The organism is Chryseobacterium sp. T20 (assembly GCF_047345655.1).
Lineage (GTDB): Bacteria > Bacteroidota > Bacteroidia > Flavobacteriales > Weeksellaceae > Chryseobacterium.
On the sequence record NZ_JBLFDU010000010.1, the window covers coordinates 123,295 to 141,950 of the forward strand.

Consider the following 18,656-nt stretch of genomic DNA (forward strand, 5'->3'; position numbering starts at 1 on the left):
TTTTTTATGAGTAAATTTATGTGCACCAAGTTATAAAACATTAAAATTCATTCCATGAGAAAAATAATTCTACTTATTACATGTATGTTCGGTATTTCAGTTTTCTCACAGATCAAAGTGTTGAAAAATGAAAGTTTGGTGGAAATTGGTAAAGATAATTCCGTTGGTCTCTATAAAAAGGAAGATAAATTTACAGTCAACTACCAGGATCTGAATACCAGCAACCTGAACACAATCCGCTCTTTTTCATTCCAGAATCTTAATGGTGATGTGGCCGGATTATATAAGCTTATTATGGATGGTTTTGTTACCACTCCAGAAGAAAATGTTGTATTGGAACTTCCCAATGACATCATAGAGCTTCATTATGAAAAAAACTATGGCCAACAAACCATGCAGTTTATCCAGGTGATCAACAAAAACAGAAAATACATTGGAAAATCACAGTTTTTAACCCAAAAACAGGTGGAAAAAATCTTTGGAAGAACCAATGGAAAGTATGCTATGTATGACAAACCTGCCACGATAAACCCAACGGGTAATAAAGGCGCTACAAATACAGCCTCTACAGCAACTCCTGCATCAGGCGGAGCCAAGAAAAAATCAAGAAAATAATTATATTTTATAAATATTGCGAAACTCATTCTATCGGATGAGTTTTTTTATTTTATTTTTGCAAAAAGATCGTAAAACTTATGCCGCTTCAGATAATCAATTTAACCAAAAAATTTGGTGAACAGACCGCCCTTGACAACATCAACATTTCTATTGATAAAAATGAGATCATCGGTCTTCTTGGCCCAAACGGTGCCGGAAAATCTACCCTGATGAAATCTATTGTCGGTGCACTGAAAATTGATCAGGGAGAAATTATTTTTAATGGAATGAATATCTCAGATTATGAGATCGAAAGCAAAAATAAAATCGGTTTTCTTCCTGAGAATAATCCGCTTTATCTGGAAATGTATGTGAAAGAATACCTTCAGTTTGTTGCCAACATCCACAAAATTTCTGAATCCAGAGTAGATGAGGTGATCGAACTGGTAGGAATTACTCCCGAAAAATCAAAAAAGATCGGACAGTTATCTAAAGGATACAAACAGCGTGTAGGGCTTGCACAGGCCATTATTCATCAACCGGATTTACTGATTCTGGATGAGCCTACTAATGGTCTGGATCCTAACCAAATCATTGAAATCCGTAATGTGGTAAAAGAAATAGGACAGCAAAAGACTGTTTTACTTTCTACTCACATCATGCAGGAAGTGGAAGCGCTTTGCTCAAGAGTCATTCTGATCCATAAAGGAAATATTCTTCAGGACTGCCCTATTGATGAGTTTAAAGGCAAATTTGAAAGCCTGGAAGATGCTTTTGCAAGTTATACCGCATAAAAAATAATAGATCGCCCGAAAGTTCTTCGGGCGATTTTTTTAGTCTTTTATTATATATCCTACAGGTGCTGTAAATTTTAAAATCTCAAATTTTTTATAGTGAATCCAGAATTTATTTTTATCATGAAAATCCTGGTTCATGTAAAGCGTATCTTTTTGAGGCATAAGCACAATATACATATCCTTGTCAGTCACTCTCATTTTCTCACTTACAATGTGAATATTGGACAATTCTTTTTTTGAAAAAGAGGAATTACTCTGTTCTATTTTTGAAGCATTTATATTTTCTACAAGTTCATTTTTAACCATATGATTGCGTACTGTAATCATTAAAAAAAATAAAATCAAGCTAATGAGCATACCAAAAAAGGCCTTAGAACTTTTTTTCACAATTTCACAATAGATTTCAATAATGGAGAAAACAAAAAAACTAATAATCAGTAATGCTATAATGATCTGAACGATATAAATCATTTTAAAAATTCAAAATTTGAGTTAAGTTTAAGTTATTTGTCAATTGAGTTAAGAGTTGTTATCTGTCTTCTCTTCAGGAGCAGCAACTGTTTCAATATTTTTCTTTTGAACCTGTTCCAACAGCTGAAGTCCCAAAAGTCCACTGATTCCTCCATTCGCAGAATCTCCACTTCCTCCGATTAATACTTCAGGCATTATTCTTACATTCTGATTCGCAATATTTTCCATGATTTTTAATTGGGTGAAATTATTGCCGCCCATTGCTTCTACAGACAGTTTGTAAGATTCTGCATTAGATTTACCAATGGCCAGAATTTTTTCTGCCTCAGCATTACCCGTCAATGAAATCTGCTCAGCACTTGCTTTGGCCAGTAACTCTATTTTTTCTGCTTCGGCTTTTGCGAGAAGTCTTGTCTTCTCAGCTTCTCCGGTTGCCAGCAGTTTCAATCGGTCTCCTTCTGCATTCGCCTGCAGTCTTACGGAATTGGCATCTCCGGTTGCTTTTTTCACCGATGCATCCGCTATTCTTTCTGCAATCACAACGCCCTGATCTGCTTTTACAATTTCTTTCTGCATATCTGCAACAGCCGTTTCTTTTTCCAGAGCCTGACGGGTTTCCTGAGCCAGCATTTCAGTTTCATAAGTTATTTTCTGCTCTTCCGCCAGTTTTCTGTCTGTTAAGGTCTTCATTAAACTTTCCGGTGGAACAATCGCTCCTATCAAAGTATCGACAGCGTTCACATTATATTGTTCCAAAACACTGCTGATATGATCTTTTGCCGACTGTTGTCTTTCTTTTCGGGTTCCTAAAAATGCAATCACATCACTGTCCTGCGCTGAGTTTCTGAAATAGTTCCCAATCGTAGGCTCTAAAACCTGGCTCACAAGATTGATCATATTCCCGAAACGGGCAATTACTTTTGGAGCTTCATAAGTAGGAATATGAATGATCTGGGAAACATCAAGATTGAAAGGGAAACCGTCTTTACTTCGCACCGTAATCGTTGAAAGATTTTTATCGAGTTGATGAGATTCGCTTCTTTCATAAGCCCAGTTCAAGACTAAATTGGTGGTGGGAACAAGCTCAACTTTCATAATGTAAGGATTAATAGGATATTTTCCGGGGCCAATGGGTTCTGCCCAAACGCCTTTATGCCCTTTCTCTACGATATTTCCATGTTTAAAATCAACGCCGCTGAGGTCTTTTCCTTCTTCACCTACATAGCTGATGATGACGCCAACATGGCCAATCGGAATTTCCGTCATTTTTACCATTTCAACTTTTGTAAACCAAGGGTTCAGAAAATAGGAACCTGCAAGGATTACCTGCTCCTGAAGGCCCTTATATCCTCCATTATTTAAAAAAGTGTCTACATCCTGGAACTTATTATGATCATTGATAATTTTACCCGCAATCTGACCTTCTTCCAAAGGACTTCCTTCCATTGTGGTGATAATTCCGACTGCATTGTCAGGAATTTGAGTCATATCCGTTAATTCTATTTCAAACAATAACGTATTGATTCTGTATGATCCCGGGGCAATAATTGCAGTCTGACGGCCTTTTCTTCCTCCGTTTTTTAAAAAGGCTTCAGCATCCTGAAAAGAATCACAGTCTACTTTTCTGGCTAAAATCCTTCCTGTTTCCAGTTCTACCCCATCTTTTGCCAGCAATAAACCTATTTTACCGGTCGGAATCACTGTAAATGGTTGAAAATCGATAGAATATTGCCAGATCCATTTTCCAAAATACACTCCCGGAGCCAATGTCTGAGCCTGAAAACCCGCTTCTCCATTGGTAGCAATAATTCTACCTTCCGGAAGTTCCTGTTTTCCTACCAACACAAATTTTTTGGTCACTAAACCAATTTTGTCCTGAGGAACAATGATCAATCCAAAGAAAATTCTCAAAATGAATTTGTAAAAAAGTACGCACAAAAGCGCCATTACGGCCGGAATCATCCAGCCATGAAAACCTAATTCCATAGTTTGTTTTTGTTTTTTTTAATTAAATTTTAAAACAGGGATTGCGCTCTGATTCTTCAGAATACGAAAAAACAGAGTACGAATTATGTGATAATTCTTTCGAAAAAAATTAAGAAATTACTGGAGGAGAAGTATTAAAAATCGTGAAGATGATTTCTGATACTTTTAATAGAAAAAACTTAAAGTTAATTAGTTTCATTTTGATAATAAAGGAACGAGATCCTTTGATGGTACAAATGTACATAAGAAAAGTATTCAGTTGTTTCAGAATTTGATACTATTTCGCAAACAAAATAGTAATTAACTGAAAATCAATATCATTATTTTCAAAAACCAATATACAAAAGTCTTAATAACTTCTTTTTCAGAACTATAAGCCTTCTTTTTAATAAAAAATGGCTCTATATTTGATAGAGTCTGAAATGTTAACCAATAACCACTCAATATGATAAAGTATATTTTATTAGGAACTTTCTGCTTAGCTCAGTTTTCTTTCGTTTATGCCAAAGAAGTTCCGAATCCAAAAACAGATGTTCTGATAACATCTTCCGCCCTTCAGCAGGTACCGAAGACTGTGATTATCAAAACCAAAAAATTCAAGATCAGAATCGACAAACAACCGAATGGCAAGTACCTTTACCAGTCGTGGAATGCCAACACAAAGATTACGGCAAAGCCCAGCATGATCATCAGTGATGGTGAGCTGATTCCTGATGGCACTGGAGGAAACTATTACATCAACTTCAATAATGAAGGTCACAGTTATCAGATCTGGAGAAATTATCTTACAGATTCTCCGAAAAAAGCACCTTATACATTGGTTGTAAATGATGCGAATGACCGTGAAATTGTTCGTCAGGACGGATATGTAGTGAAGAATTAAGTATAAAGGCTGGAAGATGGAGGATTGAAGATGGAAGTTGCTATAGTCCGCCTATAGCTTCTCTTTAAGAACTCAAAATCCTTTTTTATAAAATAGAAATCCTGTATAATTGATACAGGTTTTTTTTATGTTCCGGATTGTCTTAATTCTGTAAAAAAGATACTTTCTTCGTAGCTCTCTTTTGCTGCTTTGTAACCGATATTGAAAATCTCTTCCAGTCTGTCTTTTCTGCGTTCAAAAGTTCCGTAAGAAGACAATTTTTGGGAAGAAATGAACCAGTCACAATAATCAAATTTTATTTTTTCGATCCTGTACGACAAAAGATCGTAAGAACGGGAAACGATAGCTTTAATGGAGTTCAGATCCTTGATCTTTGCTTCGTTGGGCGGCGATACAAATACACCGATCAGCTTATCACAGTCTTCTCTGATGATATCTGCAGGGAAGTTATTCAATACGCCTCCATCGCAATACATTTCATCCCCAATGATGTAAGGAGTGGTGATTCCCGGAATGGAGCATGAAGCAATAATAGCATCAACAATCTCAAAGTCTTTATCAAAAATCTTCTGGGTTCCTGCAACAAGCTCTGTGGCTACAATTTTCACTTCGATATCAAGATCTCCCAATTTCATTTCATGGAAAATAGGTTTCAGATAGTTTCTGAAAATTACCGAAGATACAAGCCCAGGCTGATTGAATGTGAAATGTTTCCAGTTGAAAAAATAGACGGAATTGAAAAATTCCAGGATTTCTTCCGGAGTTTTTCCTATAGCATGAAGGCATCCGACAATAGAGCCTGCGCTGCAGCAGGAAAGGATATCTACTTCAATTCCTTTTTCCCTTAAGAATTTTAATACTCCTGCATGAGCGATTCCTTTGGTACCGCCTCCTGATAAAACAAGTCCTACTCTCTCAAAATTCATTGAATAAATGTAAGAAAACAGGCTGAAATAATTAAGTTAATTTTTATAAATATGCTGATTTTAAAATTATTTTAAGAAAATCCATTGTATACAAGCTAAAATTTCATCAGAAGCCTTTTAAGAAAAACGGATCATAAACAATAAACCTAACAGGTTTTTGGAACCTGTTAGGTTTAATTGAGCCCTATTTCTGCGCAGCATCAACAAAAAAAGCCCGGATTTCTCCAGGCTTTTATGATATAGATTTCTGTATTTCAGATTAAATGTGAATCACTTCACCGTAAGCAGCAGCAGCAGCTTCCATAATAGCTTCAGAAACTGTTGGGTGCGGGTGGATAGACTTGATGATCTCATGACCTGTAGTCTCTAGTTTTCTAGCTACAACAGCTTCAGCAACCATATCAGTTACCCCTTCACCGATCATGTGGCATCCTAACCATTCACCATATTTAGCATCAAAAATCACTTTGATAAATCCGTCTGTGTTTCCGTTTGCAGTAGCTTTACCACTTGCAGAAAGAGGGAATTTACCTACTTTGATTTCGTATCCTTTTTCTTTAGCCTGCTTTTCAGTAAGACCTACAGATGCTACTTCAGGGTGACAGTAAGTACATCCAGGGATATTGCCATAGTCGATTTTCTCAACGTGCATTCCTTTGATTTTCTCAACGCAAGTGATTCCTTCTGCAGAAGCAACGTGAGCCAATGCCTGAGTTGGGATGATATCACCAATCGCATAGTAACCAGGTGCTGAAGTTTCGTACCATTCGTTTACCAATACTCTTCCTTTATCTGTCTGGATTCCTACTTCTTCTAATCCGATGTTCTCGATATTAGCAGCAATACCTACAGCAGATAATAAGATATCAGCTTCAAGGGTAATGTTTCCGTTCGCTGTTTTCACAGTAGCTTTTACTCCTTCCCCGCTTGTATCAACACTTTCTACAGAAGCGTTTGTCATGATCTCGATTCCTGTCTTTTTAAGAGATTTCTCTAAGTGTTTAGAGATTTCTTCGTCTTCAACAGGGACGATGTTTGGCATAAATTCTACAACAGTTACTTTAGTTCCCATTGTGTTATAGAAATCAGCAAATTCTACTCCGATAGCTCCAGAACCTACAACAATCATAGATTTCGGTTGCTCAGGAAGAGATAATGCCTGTCTGTATCCGATTACTTTTTTACCATCCTGTGGTAAGTTTGGTAATTCTCTTGAACGAGCTCCTGTAGCGATAATGATGTGAGTACCTGTATATTCAGTTACTTTACCTTCTTTATCTGTAACAGAAACTTTTTTACCTTTCTGTACTTTTGCAGTACCAAGAATTACGTCAATCTTATTCTTTTTCATCAAGAATTCGATTCCTTTGCTCATTTTGCTGGCAACACCACGGCTTCTCTGAATCACATTCGGGAATTCAAAGCTTGCCTCCACTTTATTCAAACCATAATCTTCAGCATGGTTGATATAATGAAAAACCTGAGCAGATTTCAATAAAGCTTTAGTTGGAATACATCCCCAGTTAAGGCAGATTCCTCCTAAATTTTCTTTCTCGATAATTGCGGTTTTGAAACCTAATTGCGCTGCTCTGATCGCAGTAACATATCCACCAGGACCACTTCCAATGACAATAATATCGTAATTCATTACTTTAAAAATTTTTATGCGAATTTAAGGAAAAATATTGGATGTTTTATGTTTCTTCAGATGGTTCTTAAAATGCATAACAAAGCTATTTTTATTCAATTTTAAACAAAGAAAGAGAACACAAAACGCATTCTCTTTCAATAAATTTTCCTTTACATTGAAAACTTCTCAAAGTTTAAGATATAAAAAACAGCTTTTCTTATTTTAATAACTGTAAAAATTCTGTATTATTTAGCCTGTCTAAGCAATCGTTTTTCAGTCGCATATCTTTGATTTAAGGCTTTCATCTGATCTCTCTTCATCTGTTTGGTAGCAAGCGGATGATTAAGAATCAGCTTTTTCTCAAGATTGTATTTTTTAGTAAGCTCCTGCATTTTAATATTCACCAACTCGCTTTTTGAAGGGTGTGGTGGTTCTGGCGGACGTTTTTGTCCATAGACATTCATGGATAAACCTAATAACAATACTGTTGAAATTAATAACTTTTTCATAATGTTCATATTTTTGAATGATTTCAATTAATTCAATATTATTTAATGAAATTCATTCCGGTTCATGATAAATCTTGCATATATCATACCAAGATTTTCGTAAGAAAGAAAAAGGAAAATGTATTCATAGTTATTTATTAAATGACGATCTATTTTTCATACATTTATTCATCTTTTAAATAAGCACTTATGAAGACTTCTGCAAAAAAAACTCACCTGACCAAAGACAATATCTGGCTGAAAGAACCGGAAGATCACGATTTCCCTGCAGCCCAGGACTATCTTGAACTTCTTTTTCAACCTGATGAAGCAAAAAAATTGGTTAAAAAATTAAAGGCCGCTCCTACTATTATAAAGAAGTCGAAAGATATTTTAAGAGCCAGTAAGCTTACCTTGTTACCGGAAACGAATATTCATGTGAAAGAAAACCTTAAAAAAGTAGAAAAAAACAAAAAACTTTCTCCAATACTGCTTGTCAGAGGGCAAAATGAGCTGATCATTGCAGATGGATACCACCGCCTGTGTTCCAGCTATTATCTTACAGAAGACTTGGAAGTCCCTTGCAGATTGATCTAAATAATTTTCAAAAATAACTCCTATCACCAATAAGTGATTTTCATTAAAATTATTTAAAATATTCATTTTTAGGTGATTTTTAGCTATTTTTTTTTATATTTTTGTTTAAATCCAAATTTATACAATATGAAAAAATACATCTCGATCCTTTTATTCGCAGCTGTTCCCTTAACTGCACAAGTAGGTATTAACACTACAACACCCAACAGTACACTTGCTGTAAATGGTTCCTTAAGGGCTGGCTATACTGAAATCAGTGCCACTACATATAACATTCTGACTACTGATCATTACATTACTTATAATGGCACTGCTGATGCTACGTTTACTCTACCTGTGATCGGAACTGGAACAGCCAGTTTTACAGGAAGGATTTACAAGATTAAAAACATTTCTCCGAATGCCATTACCCTACAGGCATCCAGTGGAAATACTTTAAGAATTGACAATACTCCTGTTGCTTCTTTTATGATTCCTACAGGGGCATATGCCGAAGTAGTAAACAACAGCAATACTTCGGGAGGTACATGGGATTTATCTTTTACGGTTCTTCCTAAACCAAGCAACGTGGAAATTTACGGTACACAGCTTTTCATCCCTCCTCATGCCAATGGAGCTTCGGCTATAGCAGACTGGACCGCTCATGGTAATGCTGGTTATGATTCAGGAGCGGCAAATGACAGATGGTGGATCGTGAGTAAAGCTTCAGTAGACAGGGCACATACTGCCGGCTACTCCAATACAAGTAGAATGACCCTTGTGTATGAATACCAGGGCGCTCCTTTCAATGTTAACAATATGTATCCTATTCTTACAGCAGGAAACAATTCAAGTTTCCCGGATGTATTTACAGCGTCTTTTGTAAGCCTCGCCAATAATGGTACAGCCGGAAGAACCAGACTTACCGTATCTGTAGCCCGTGTAGACTTTGTAGGTACTAATGGTGCCAATAACAGTAACTGGGCAGGAACATTCTTATTGAACGTTCTGTTGGCCAGAAAATACTAAATATCTTCAATACTATATACCAAAAAAAGAGCAGAAATTTCTGCTCTTTTTTAATTTCTATAAAATCTCAATATTTTGTTTTAAAGGAAGATTTCTGGAGGAATTGCCTACCATAATTCTGTATGTTCCTTTTTCTACAATCCAGTCCATTTTTTCATTTAAAAACTGCAATTGTTTTACCGGAACTTCTATGGTGACCGTTTTTGATTCTCCGGGTTGTAGTTCTATTTTCTGAAATCCTTTGAGCTCAATAATTGGTCTTGAAACTGAAGCCAATACATCTCTTACATACAGCTGAACGACTTCACTACCAGCTTTTGAACCTGTATTTTTTACGTTGACTTTAGCTACAATGGTCTCATTTTCCGAATACTGAGTTTTGCTCAATTGTAACTCAGAAATTTCAAAAGAGGTATAACTGAGTCCGAAGCCAAACGGATATAAGGGTTCTCCACTCAGATCATGATAATCATTTCCTCTTCCCGTTGGATGATGATTATAGGTTAAAGGCAACTGACCTTCCTGAACAGGAAAAGTGACAGGCAGTTTACCTGATGGATTCTCTGCCCCGAAAAGTGTTTTTGCCACAGCATTTCCACCTTCTTCTCCCGGATACCAAATATCTAAAATGGCTCCTACTTTGTCTTTCCACGCTGTTGTTTTTATAGCAGAGCCACCTACCAGAAGAACTGTTACAGGTTTTTTCAGTTTTGAAACCTCATGAATAAACGCTTCCTGATTTCCAGGCAGGCTTAGTGATGATCTGTCCTGAAATTCACCTTCATGAATTCCAGATGTAACAAGGATATAGTCAGCTTTTTTGGCAAGATCTAAAGCTGCCTTAAAATCTTTCAGATAATCATATAAACCATAGTTCCAGATCAATTCCAGATTGGCTTCACCTCGATTTTCATGAAATTCGATCTTAATGTCATATTTCTTGCCTTTTACAAAATCTATATCAACTGTTTTGGTGGAATAGCTTAGCTTTTCCCATTGATCAATCACTAATTTCCCGTCCAGGTATAATCTGAAGCCATCATTTCCACGCAAGCCAATTTGATATTTTCCGGAATTTGGAGCTTCCAATTTTCCGGTCCATCGAATACTATAATTGTCAGGCTGCAATTTTTCCGGATCAGGAGAATATAAAGTCCATTTGAAATTGACTTGTTCATCCTGTCTTCCAAAAGCAGGATTTTCTTTTAAATCCGTATTGGAAAAATAGTTTCCGGCTAATCCTTTTTTGTTTTCAGAGGATAAATATTCATTGGAAATAGTGATAAAGTCTTTTACATTCCAATCAATTCCTTTTGAATATATCACTTCAGTGTCTGTATTTTTCACATAATTATTAAGACCATCCAGGATATTTACTTTTTTGTTTCCAGGCCCTGAATACCCTCCTAATCTTGCATCCACAGCATCTGTTCCCACTACAAGAATTTTTTTAACATTTTCAGGAACAGGAAGTGTCTGACTATTGTTCTGAAGCAATACGAAAGACTCTGCAGCTGCTTTTTCTGCCAAAGGTTTGTGAGTAAGCTTTTTTAATTCTTCAATTTCCTTTGCAGAAACATAGGGATTTTCAAATAGTCCAAGTTCAAATTTGGCCCTCAATACTCTTGATACGGCATCATCTATTCTTTCTTTTGAAATCCTTCCATCCAAAAACGGAGGAATAAAGAGCTGATAATGTTTATATTCTGTCTGAAATATGACATCAAGACCCGCATTAATTGCCTGTGCAGAGGCATCATCATAATCTTTTGCTGTAAAATGCAGAACATTTGCTCCACCCACCGCACTTGCATCACTGATAACGAAGCCTTTGAAATCCCAGTCCTTTTTCAATTTTTCTGTTAATAACCAATGGTTTGCAGTTGACGGCCTTCCATCAAGCAAATTATAAGAAGTCATGACAGAACGGCTTTTTCCTTTTGTAAAAACATTGTGAAAAGGAATTAAATGGGTTTCTTCCAGATATCTTCTGCTCCAATGAATCGGGTATGAATCTCTTCCTCCTTCTCCTACATTGGCTAAAAAGTGTTTGGGAGTGGTAATAATTCCCATATTTTCAAATGAGTTGACAAAGCTTACTCCCATTACGGAGGTCAAAAATGGATCTTCCCCATAGGTTTCCTCTGTTCTTCCCCATCTTACATCACTGGCAAGATTTACTACAGGGGTCAGAATCTGTCGGATTCCTCTCAGTTTTGATTCTTTTGCAATCGCTGTTGAAACCTTAGTCATTAATTCCGGATTAAAAGTAGCAGCTAGACCAATGGCTTGCGGAAAAGCAGTAGCACCCTCCCGAACCAATCCGTGTAAAGCTTCATCAAAAGGAATGATGGGAATTCCCAATCTTGATTCTTCAACAAAATATTTTTGAATGGCATTGATTTTTCTCACTAATTTCTCTGCATCTTCGCTGGCATTGTATTTCAGCAGTTGTCCTGCTGCTCCGCCTCCCTGATTTCCTGCGCTTACCTGAAGTCCAAAAATCCCATGGGAATATTGTCCTTTCGGAACGTTATCCAGATCTCCGGGAATCATAAAACACTGCCAGAATTTTTCTTCTGGGGTCATTCTCTTCAACAGATCCTGAACTCTGGCTTCAATCGGTTGTTTGGGATCTTTATATAAAGGTTTTTGAGCAAAAGTAATCACAACATTCAGCAATAATGCGGCTCCGGCAAGTTTAAAACAAATACATCTCATTATTGAACGATTTGAATTACAGTTGAATATTTTAACTGAGCTCTTTCTTTCGGCAAATTAATTTCAATTGAATTCCCCGATTTTTTCCATTGAATTTTGTTTGATAAGCCTAAAACTTTCAAAGATTTTGGGTTAAAATGATCAGGGATTGTAAAACTTAATGTTGATGGAGACTCATAATTTGTTTTTTCATCCAAGTGAAAAATATTCACTGTCTTTCCATCTTTGCTTTGTGTATAATAGTAATTCCCTTCGTGGTAAGGAGCAATGCTTCTTGTTGCAAAAACCGAGGACTGATTTTTTTCCATCCAACCTGAAATTTGCTGTAACCTTACATATACAATGGGATCGTAATCTCCATTAGGTCCGGGCGCAATATTCATAAGGTAATTTCCCCCTCTTGAAATGATTTTAACTAATGTTTCAATGATCTTTGGGGAGGTTTTATAGTTGTCATTGGGAACGTAAGAAAAGGAATCTCCCATGGTGATGCAGCTTTCCCAGGGAATGGAAAGAGCATGTTCCGGAACTGCCTGCTCAGGAGTGACATAGTTTTCCCATTTCCCGGAAACCGTACGGTCAACAATAATAATCCCTGGCTGATTTTTTCTGGCCATTGTTCCTATTTTATCCATATCGATATCCTGCTCTACTTTGATGGTGCGCTGCCATTCTACTTTTGGGTCTATCGTATGAAAAGGGCGTACCCAGCCGCCATCCAGCCAAAGAATATCAACTTTCCCATAATTGGAAGTAATTTCGTTCAGCTGATTGAAGATGAATGTTTTAAAGTTCTCCCATCTTTCGGGATATTTTTTGGGATCATAGTTGACATTTCTATCTTTGGGTGGAAAATAAGACCACCAATAATCATCGGAATGCCAGTCTGGTTTTGAAAAATAAGCTCCTATTTTAAATCCTTCTTTTCTGAACGTATTGAAAATTTCTTTCGTCACATCAGATTTTGGATTTTTTGAAAATGGGGTTCTGGAAGAAGTGATTTTATAATCCGACTGCTGAGTATCAAACATGGCAAAACCATCATGATGCTTGGTGGTAAAAACCACATATTTCATTCCGGCCTTTTTTACTGCATCAGCCCATTTCTGAGGATTGAACTGAGTTGGATTGAAAGTTGTCTGAAGATTTTCATAATTCTTCACATATTCGTAGTAAGATTTCCCGTGTTCAGGTTTTCTCTGTGTCCATGATTCATCTTCCGGGCATAAGCTCCAGCTTTCAACAATTCCCCACTGACTATAGGTTCCCCAATGCATAAACAGTCCGAATTTCATATCCTGCCATTGCTCCAGATTCTGGACAACCAACGGGTCTGTGGGCTTCTGATAGCCTTCTGATACATTATGAGCTTGTGAAAAAGCGATTGAACTTATTAAAAAGGATGAAAGAAAAAAGGGTTTTATTTTGGATATAACCAGCATATGGAATAGTTTTCTGCTAATTTAATTATCCTTTGGGAAACCCGCAAACATTAGGATTCCAAGAGATTAAGAATCGCTTCATCAAAGGTAGAATATGAAAACTTAAATCCACTTTTTATAAGTTTTTCAGAGTAAACGTTTCTGCTTTTTAATAATAATTCCGTTTCTGTATTCAGGAATAGGGAGGCTATTTCCAGCTGCCATACAGGAGCATTGAGCCCAAAAGGAACTTTCATTTTATGTCTTAGTTTTTTCATCATATTTTCATTGGAAACCGGAGTCGGAGCGGTTATATTCACTGTTCCTGAAAGATTCTGATCCTGAATAATCCAATCCACTGCTCTACAAAAATCTTCAATATGAATCCAGCTTACCATTTGATTGCCTCTTCCCTGTTTTCCTCCTAACCCCAGTTTTGTAATCATTTTCAGTTTTGGAAAAGCACCGCCATTATTTCCAAGGACGATAGAAGTTCGGAGGGCAACTTTTCGTATTTCTTCATTTTTAACTGCAAAAAATTCTTCCTCCCAGCTTTTGCAGATGTTCATGGAAAAATCGTCTCCGATAATTCCGTTTTCTTCTGTGTTGAGGTGCTTTTCAGAATGAACGTAAATGGTTGCAGAACTGGCATTCAGCCATATTTTTGGTTTATCAGAACATTCATCTACCGCTTTCTGTAATATTCTTGTACTGTTGATTCTTGAGGAATAGATCTCCTGTTTATTTTTCTCATGATATCGGCAATCCACAGATTTCCCTGTCAGGTTGATCAGTACATCTGCTTTTTCAAGGCTATTTTTCCATTCACCTATCGTTTGGGCATCCCAATAGATTTCGTTTTTACGTTGAGGATTTCGGGTAAGGATGTAAACCTGATGTCCTTTTTCTGCAAAGTATTTTTCTAAGTTTTCCCCGAGAAATCCGGTTCCTCCGGCTATGATTATTTTCATTGTTTTGAAGTTTAAAGTTTTGAGTTCAAGGTTTAAGGTTTAAGGTTTAACCACAGATTTTGCAGATTTTCACAGATGATTATGTTGTATTTTCCTTGTGCGTATTTGTGAAAACATTGGTGATATTTGTGTTTAAAATAATTTGTCGCAACTATTATTGGAAAGTGTTTTTTTTCCACAGATGACACAGATTTTCACAGATGTTTATGAATAGTGCAAGATGTTTTAATCTCTTTATTTTTCAGCTGATGTATTTCTTGGTTTTGACTTGAATTTCTGAGCCTTCGGCAAGCATTACGGAAAGAGGTTTCTGATGATTCAGGCATTCGAAATCATTTCCATAGATCTTTTGAAAATCTACTTCTAATTCATATTCTTTTACAGTATAGCATTCCCATTTTGGGTGGCAGACTTCGTATTCTGAAGTTATATTTTCCTTTTTTGTAAAACCAAAATAATGTTCCGTGATAAATTCAAATTCTGAGTTCTCTTCCATTGGTTTTGCTTTATTTTCGGCTGTAATCTGAATGGAATGCCAGCTTTTATCTTTCCAGGAATACCTGATCAGCAGCTCATCTTCTTTTTCATCCATCTGGTTTTTCATAGGCATGGTATGATAATTTTCCTTGTAAATAGAATTGGCAACCAGGCTTAATGCAGGTTTGGGAACAATTTCTTTGATAAACACCACTCCTCTTTTCCAGATTCCTTTTTCTTTTTTCTTTACATAAAACCTTAGATTCACTTCTTCAAAGTTCCGGTGAAAAGGAATAGGAACTCCCAATAGTCTGGTATTTAAAAACATAAACCCAACCAGACTTACATAACATTTGCCTTTATAAAAATCAAGTTCTGTCCCTTTTGGAAGGTAAGGTTGCAAAATTTCAGGATTGATTTCGTAATTGATAATGGCCAGCTTTCGCCATTCTGCTTTTAAAAAGTTCATAATTGCATGTTTTGGAGGTTAAAAAACGGCTATTCCGTCACGGACAGAAGATTCTGCAATGGTTTTGATCATTTCATTTCTTCGGATCAGAAAGTTTTTGAGATACCCTCTGAGAAAAACAGCATTAAATAGTTTTCCAATGATGCCCAGCGGAGATTCAAATTCAAAAATATCTGTCATCAGGGTATTTCCGTTTACAGATTTAAAAATATGTCGGTGACGCATAGATTTGAAAGCTCCTTTCTGCATGACATCAATAAACTGAAACGGCTTTTCCATACTGATAATTTTTGTGGTGAGATTTTGATATACTCCGAGGTGTTTTGCCCGCCAGGTTACGGTTTCATTTTTTTCAATCAGTCCTGAAGTACGTCCTGCAATGGCTTTTTCATGAGATTTTGAAGTGGATTGCTGATGAAGATCAATATTTCTTGCCAGATCAAAAACATAGTGAATATCTGCTTTGATGACTGTATTTAAATAGATGGTTGACATTTTTAAAACGTTTTAGCTTATTATATTTTAATTCCAAAAGTGGTCAGAATAATGATTGTTAGCGCTGTTATTCTAAATAATATCCAGGAAATGGTAGGAAGATAACTCAGCTTTAATATTCTGCATCTCCTGATATGTTCCAAAAACATGATCAATACTACAATTCCAAAATAGATCATATAAAAAACAGGAGTAAAACTGCTTATCAGCGTAGGAATTAACAGTAAAGTTCCGATTAAAGAAACAGTCATCATATTTCCGAGATAATCCCAGATTTTATCTTTGAGATAAGTTTTTAAAAAGATAGTCTGCCAAAGGATCTGACCAAGGCAAACGGCAAATTCTCTCACGAAATTCTTCTCTAAATTCAAGTTCAGTTTACCAGAAAATATACTTAAGATATATGCCGAAAAAATAACCACAAAACTGATGTATGCAACTCTGTATTTCAGGTTAAAATCAGGAACACAGGATTGTTCTGTATCGTCTTTTTGAGAAGGAATGATCTGTTTCCGGTTATAAGAAACGAAGGAATACAGTTTTTTAAAAAGCCAATACAAAGGCTTCATTCTTGCTATTTTCTCCAACAACGGAAAAGAGTTTCCTATGATGAGAAGCAGACTGTCTAATCCATATACAACTTCGTTTCTGTTATGATCTACCAATGCAATCTCATTTTTTGCACGGTTGAAATCTATCAGGGTTTTATTTCTCAATGTGATTTCTGTAAAGGCTTCTCTTCCTTCTTCATCCAGCATTCCGCATTTTGTAAAACCTTTGGAATACAAATTACACATTGGACATTCATTGTCGTAGATCAAGGTGTGATTTTTGAGCGTTTTCATAGTCGTAATTTATAGGGTTCATAACTGTTGTAGCAATCATATACATAGAGAATGGCCATTATCGGAGTATAAAGCAATGCAAGAAGCAGAAATATCCCTATGAGAGCCATTGTGAATTCATTATAAATTTTTTGATCCACCAGAACTAAACATATCCAGACCGGCATGATGGTTAATCCATATACTCTGAACTCAGATGATTGTTTTAGTTTTAAAAACAACCTGATCAAATAACTTATCAATTGCGCTCCTCCAACCACATAATAGAATTCTATAAACTTCCAGTCTTTGTAATGCATTACAGCACCTACGATACAGACTATGAGAATGATCAATTGGATAAAGTAATCGTATTTTAAAAATGTTTTCATGGTGGTTATTATTTAAAGTGATCCTTTTCGTCTGAAATAAATAATCAGGAATAAGTGAATGATTAAATTTTTCATAATTATTATTCATTTAAAATTTTCAGTAATTTTTGAAACATTGGTTCAAATAAAAAATCAGTTTCTTTCCAAATCAGTAGTCTGATTGCTTTCTATATTTTCTTTTCTCAATGCATGTTTACGTCCTTTCAGGAATAATAATAGATTTAAAAGCATCATTATACCTAAATAAATTGAAAATCCACCAATTTTTTTACTCAATGCTACTACCAGCCTTTCAATGGATTCAATTTGGAAAAATTCAATGATACAAAGAGCAAAACCAATGTTTAAAAGGTAAAAACCTATTTTAAAAAGAGAGTTGGTTGCCATAGCAATTTCTTTTTCCTGATGGAAAATATCAATCATGAATGTCTTTGAATTTTTAAATAAAAACTGGGATACCAATACGGTAAGGGTAATTACGATCGGTAAATAGATCATGTAGGCGGAAAAATTATACGTTTCGGTTAAAATTGTAGTTGCCATAATAGTATTATTTTAATGTTAATTTATTTCTCAGAAAGTAAAGAATGAAAATGTTCAAGTAATGTAACACACAAAGAATTAAAATGATACTTCCAATTCTTGTTGCTGTGACAGTTATCATATCTTCAAGATTGTTTATTATGCTCCAGGTTGTAAGACTTATTGCGATATACCCTAAGTTCACCAGATAATAACATCCAAGAAGTATCCTGTTAATGGTGAGACAAAGTCCATCATCATGAAGCAAGTATATAAGGTAGGATTTTCCTTCGTGATAGCATCTTCTTCCTACATCAATTGTTATATATGAACTGATGCAAAGGAAAATCAGATATGAAACAATATTAAACATTTTATAAATTTTATATTTTCAGTAATTTTTGAAAATTAAATTGAAATAAAAAAGGATTTTCATCCTCTTTTGTTCTTTATTTCAACAGATTGGTAATCTTCCCTACCAGCCAGTGGTCATCACTTTTTATCGCCAGATCCATGATATTGTTGATTTTTCCGGTTACAGAACTGAAATCATTCATCAGTTTGATAAATTCCTGAGCTTCTTCAGAGTCTTTATCCTCAATATTTTTTAATTCTTCAAGAAAGGAAATGACAGGTTCAATCTCTCTTTTTCTTCTTTCTTTGGTAATTTGCTTGAACAGATACCATACATCTTTTTCAGCTACAAAATACTCTTTACGGTCGCCTTTTACAAATTCTTTTTTCACGATTCCCCAGTCTATCAGAGCACGGAGATTCATATTGGCATTTCCTCTTGAAATCTCCAGCTGTTCCATAACTTCATCAGTAGAAAGAGGTTTTCCGCTCGCCAGAAGCAATGCATGCACCTGTGCCATCGTACGATTGATTCCCCAATTGGTAGCAAAGGTTCCCCAGGTCTGAATGTATTTTTCTTTTGCTTCTGAAAGTTGCATCTTATTTCCTTTTTTAATTTCTGTAACA

Annotated in this window: 19 protein-coding genes; 5 read left to right on the top strand and 14 right to left on the bottom strand. The window is 35.8% G+C overall.

Annotated features, from left to right (window positions below):
* The first annotated feature begins 54 nt into the window (after window positions 1–54).
* Both ACMA47_RS19675 and ACMA47_RS19680 read left to right on the top strand, forming a co-directional pair.
* A complete protein-coding gene (locus ACMA47_RS19675; RefSeq protein WP_413931147.1) occupies window positions 55–615 on the top strand; it encodes a hypothetical protein in 561 nt (186 codons plus the stop codon).
* An 80-nt stretch (window positions 616–695) separates the two neighbouring features.
* A complete protein-coding gene (locus tag ACMA47_RS19680; RefSeq protein WP_413931148.1) occupies window positions 696–1,391 on the top strand; it encodes an ABC transporter ATP-binding protein in 696 nt (231 codons plus the stop codon).
* A 39-nt stretch (window positions 1,392–1,430) separates the two neighbouring features.
* Here ACMA47_RS19680 and ACMA47_RS19685 read toward each other — a convergent pair whose 3' ends face one another.
* Both ACMA47_RS19685 and ACMA47_RS19690 read right to left on the bottom strand, forming a co-directional pair.
* On the bottom strand, window positions 1,431–1,865 hold the full coding sequence (locus ACMA47_RS19685; RefSeq protein ID WP_413931149.1) for a hypothetical protein: 435 nt from the start codon (window positions 1,863–1,865) through the stop codon (window positions 1,431–1,433).
* A gap of 48 nt (window positions 1,866–1,913) precedes the next feature.
* Entirely contained in the window at window positions 1,914–3,851 is a 1,938-nt protein-coding gene (locus ACMA47_RS19690; protein WP_413931150.1) for an SPFH domain-containing protein, read from the bottom strand.
* 445 nt (window positions 3,852–4,296) lie between these two features.
* On the opposite strand from ACMA47_RS19690, the gene ACMA47_RS19695 reads away from it, so the two are divergent.
* Window positions 4,297–4,734, top strand: a complete 438-nt coding sequence (locus ACMA47_RS19695; protein WP_413931151.1) for a hypothetical protein — start codon at window positions 4,297–4,299, stop codon at window positions 4,732–4,734.
* 125 nt (window positions 4,735–4,859) lie between these two features.
* Here ACMA47_RS19695 and ACMA47_RS19700 read toward each other — a convergent pair whose 3' ends face one another.
* From ACMA47_RS19700 to ACMA47_RS19710, 3 genes are all read right to left on the bottom strand, one after another.
* Window positions 4,860–5,660 carry a patatin-like phospholipase family protein gene (locus ACMA47_RS19700; RefSeq protein ID WP_079242380.1) on the bottom strand — a complete coding sequence of 267 codons (801 nt, stop codon included), beginning with the start codon at window positions 5,658–5,660 and terminating at the stop codon, window positions 4,860–4,862.
* Window positions 5,661–5,919: 259 nt separating this feature from the next.
* Window positions 5,920–7,308 carry a dihydrolipoyl dehydrogenase gene (gene lpdA, locus ACMA47_RS19705; protein WP_309433916.1) on the bottom strand — a complete coding sequence of 463 codons (1,389 nt, stop codon included), beginning with the start codon at window positions 7,306–7,308 and terminating at the stop codon, window positions 5,920–5,922.
* Window positions 7,309–7,535: 227 nt separating this feature from the next.
* Window positions 7,536–7,799: a hypothetical protein gene (locus ACMA47_RS19710; RefSeq protein ID WP_238594268.1), complete on the bottom strand. Its 264-nt coding sequence runs from the start codon at window positions 7,797–7,799 to the stop codon at window positions 7,536–7,538.
* A 189-nt stretch (window positions 7,800–7,988) separates the two neighbouring features.
* On the opposite strand from ACMA47_RS19710, the gene ACMA47_RS19715 reads away from it, so the two are divergent.
* Together ACMA47_RS19715 and ACMA47_RS19720 are read left to right on the top strand one after the other, a co-directional pair.
* Window positions 7,989–8,375, top strand: coding sequence for a hypothetical protein (locus ACMA47_RS19715; RefSeq protein ID WP_413931152.1), 387 nt, complete (start codon window positions 7,989–7,991; stop codon window positions 8,373–8,375).
* A 126-nt stretch (window positions 8,376–8,501) separates the two neighbouring features.
* Window positions 8,502–9,383: a hypothetical protein gene (locus ACMA47_RS19720; protein ID WP_413931153.1), complete on the top strand. Its 882-nt coding sequence runs from the start codon at window positions 8,502–8,504 to the stop codon at window positions 9,381–9,383.
* A gap of 57 nt (window positions 9,384–9,440) precedes the next feature.
* Here the strand turns inward: ACMA47_RS19720 and ACMA47_RS19725 are convergent, their stop codons facing one another.
* From ACMA47_RS19725 to ACMA47_RS19765, 9 genes are all read right to left on the bottom strand, one after another.
* Window positions 9,441–12,104, bottom strand: a complete 2,664-nt coding sequence (locus ACMA47_RS19725) for a glycoside hydrolase family 3 N-terminal domain-containing protein (protein ID WP_413931154.1) — start codon at window positions 12,102–12,104, stop codon at window positions 9,441–9,443.
* Complete coding sequence (locus tag ACMA47_RS19730) at window positions 12,104–13,546, bottom strand: alpha-L-fucosidase (protein WP_413931155.1); 1,443 nt, start codon at window positions 13,544–13,546, stop codon at window positions 12,104–12,106. Before ACMA47_RS19730 ends, ACMA47_RS19725 begins: the two co-directional genes overlap by 1 nt.
* A gap of 50 nt (window positions 13,547–13,596) precedes the next feature.
* Window positions 13,597–14,496 (bottom strand): TIGR01777 family oxidoreductase, encoded by a 900-nt coding sequence (locus ACMA47_RS19735; protein ID WP_413931156.1) that lies wholly within the window; start codon window positions 14,494–14,496, stop codon window positions 13,597–13,599.
* A gap of 241 nt (window positions 14,497–14,737) precedes the next feature.
* Window positions 14,738–15,442, bottom strand: a complete 705-nt coding sequence (locus tag ACMA47_RS19740; protein WP_413931157.1) for a YqjF family protein — start codon at window positions 15,440–15,442, stop codon at window positions 14,738–14,740.
* Window positions 15,443–15,460: 18 nt separating this feature from the next.
* Window positions 15,461–15,937: an SRPBCC family protein gene (locus ACMA47_RS19745; RefSeq protein WP_413931158.1), complete on the bottom strand. Its 477-nt coding sequence runs from the start codon at window positions 15,935–15,937 to the stop codon at window positions 15,461–15,463.
* Window positions 15,938–15,957: 20 nt separating this feature from the next.
* Window positions 15,958–16,782, bottom strand: coding sequence for a DCC1-like thiol-disulfide oxidoreductase family protein (locus ACMA47_RS19750; protein WP_413931159.1), 825 nt, complete (start codon window positions 16,780–16,782; stop codon window positions 15,958–15,960).
* On the bottom strand, window positions 16,779–17,153 hold the full coding sequence (locus ACMA47_RS19755; protein WP_413931160.1) for a hypothetical protein: 375 nt from the start codon (window positions 17,151–17,153) through the stop codon (window positions 16,779–16,781). The genes ACMA47_RS19750 and ACMA47_RS19755 overlap by 4 nt, the downstream gene beginning before the upstream one ends.
* A 132-nt stretch (window positions 17,154–17,285) precedes the next feature.
* On the bottom strand, window positions 17,286–17,696 hold the full coding sequence (locus ACMA47_RS19760) for a hypothetical protein (protein ID WP_413931161.1): 411 nt from the start codon (window positions 17,694–17,696) through the stop codon (window positions 17,286–17,288).
* 428 nt (window positions 17,697–18,124) lie between these two features.
* On the bottom strand, window positions 18,125–18,628 hold the full coding sequence (locus ACMA47_RS19765; protein ID WP_034696386.1) for a GbsR/MarR family transcriptional regulator: 504 nt from the start codon (window positions 18,626–18,628) through the stop codon (window positions 18,125–18,127).
* Between the last annotated feature and the right edge of the window lie 28 nt (window positions 18,629–18,656).

Excerpts from the sequence above, each read along its gene's own strand:
- ACMA47_RS19675 (WP_413931147.1), top strand. The coding sequence starts at position 55 with ATGAGAAAAATAATTCTACTTATTACATGTATGTTCGGTATTTCAGTT.
- ACMA47_RS19680 (WP_413931148.1), top strand. The coding sequence starts at position 696 with ATGCCGCTTCAGATAATCAATTTAACCAAAAAATTTGGTGAACAGACC.
- ACMA47_RS19685 (WP_413931149.1), bottom strand. The coding sequence starts at position 1,865 with ATGATTTATATCGTTCAGATCATTATAGCATTACTGATTATTAGTTTT.
- ACMA47_RS19690 (WP_413931150.1), bottom strand. The coding sequence starts at position 3,851 with ATGGAATTAGGTTTTCATGGCTGGATGATTCCGGCCGTAATGGCGCTT.
- ACMA47_RS19695 (WP_413931151.1), top strand. The coding sequence starts at position 4,297 with ATGATAAAGTATATTTTATTAGGAACTTTCTGCTTAGCTCAGTTTTCT.
- ACMA47_RS19700 (WP_079242380.1), bottom strand. The coding sequence starts at position 5,660 with ATGAATTTTGAGAGAGTAGGACTTGTTTTATCAGGAGGCGGTACCAAA.
- lpdA (WP_309433916.1), bottom strand. The coding sequence starts at position 7,308 with ATGAATTACGATATTATTGTCATTGGAAGTGGTCCTGGTGGATATGTT.
- ACMA47_RS19710 (WP_238594268.1), bottom strand. The coding sequence starts at position 7,799 with ATGAAAAAGTTATTAATTTCAACAGTATTGTTATTAGGTTTATCCATG.
- ACMA47_RS19715 (WP_413931152.1), top strand. The coding sequence starts at position 7,989 with ATGAAGACTTCTGCAAAAAAAACTCACCTGACCAAAGACAATATCTGG.
- ACMA47_RS19720 (WP_413931153.1), top strand. The coding sequence starts at position 8,502 with ATGAAAAAATACATCTCGATCCTTTTATTCGCAGCTGTTCCCTTAACT.
- ACMA47_RS19725 (WP_413931154.1), bottom strand. The coding sequence starts at position 12,104 with ATGAGATGTATTTGTTTTAAACTTGCCGGAGCCGCATTATTGCTGAAT.
- ACMA47_RS19730 (WP_413931155.1), bottom strand. The coding sequence starts at position 13,546 with ATGCTGGTTATATCCAAAATAAAACCCTTTTTTCTTTCATCCTTTTTA.
- ACMA47_RS19735 (WP_413931156.1), bottom strand. The coding sequence starts at position 14,496 with ATGAAAATAATCATAGCCGGAGGAACCGGATTTCTCGGGGAAAACTTA.
- ACMA47_RS19740 (WP_413931157.1), bottom strand. The coding sequence starts at position 15,442 with ATGAACTTTTTAAAAGCAGAATGGCGAAAGCTGGCCATTATCAATTAC.
- ACMA47_RS19745 (WP_413931158.1), bottom strand. The coding sequence starts at position 15,937 with ATGTCAACCATCTATTTAAATACAGTCATCAAAGCAGATATTCACTAT.
- ACMA47_RS19750 (WP_413931159.1), bottom strand. The coding sequence starts at position 16,782 with ATGAAAACGCTCAAAAATCACACCTTGATCTACGACAATGAATGTCCA.
- ACMA47_RS19755 (WP_413931160.1), bottom strand. The coding sequence starts at position 17,153 with ATGAAAACATTTTTAAAATACGATTACTTTATCCAATTGATCATTCTC.
- ACMA47_RS19760 (WP_413931161.1), bottom strand. The coding sequence starts at position 17,696 with ATGGCAACTACAATTTTAACCGAAACGTATAATTTTTCCGCCTACATG.
- ACMA47_RS19765 (WP_034696386.1), bottom strand. The coding sequence starts at position 18,628 with ATGCAACTTTCAGAAGCAAAAGAAAAATACATTCAGACCTGGGGAACC.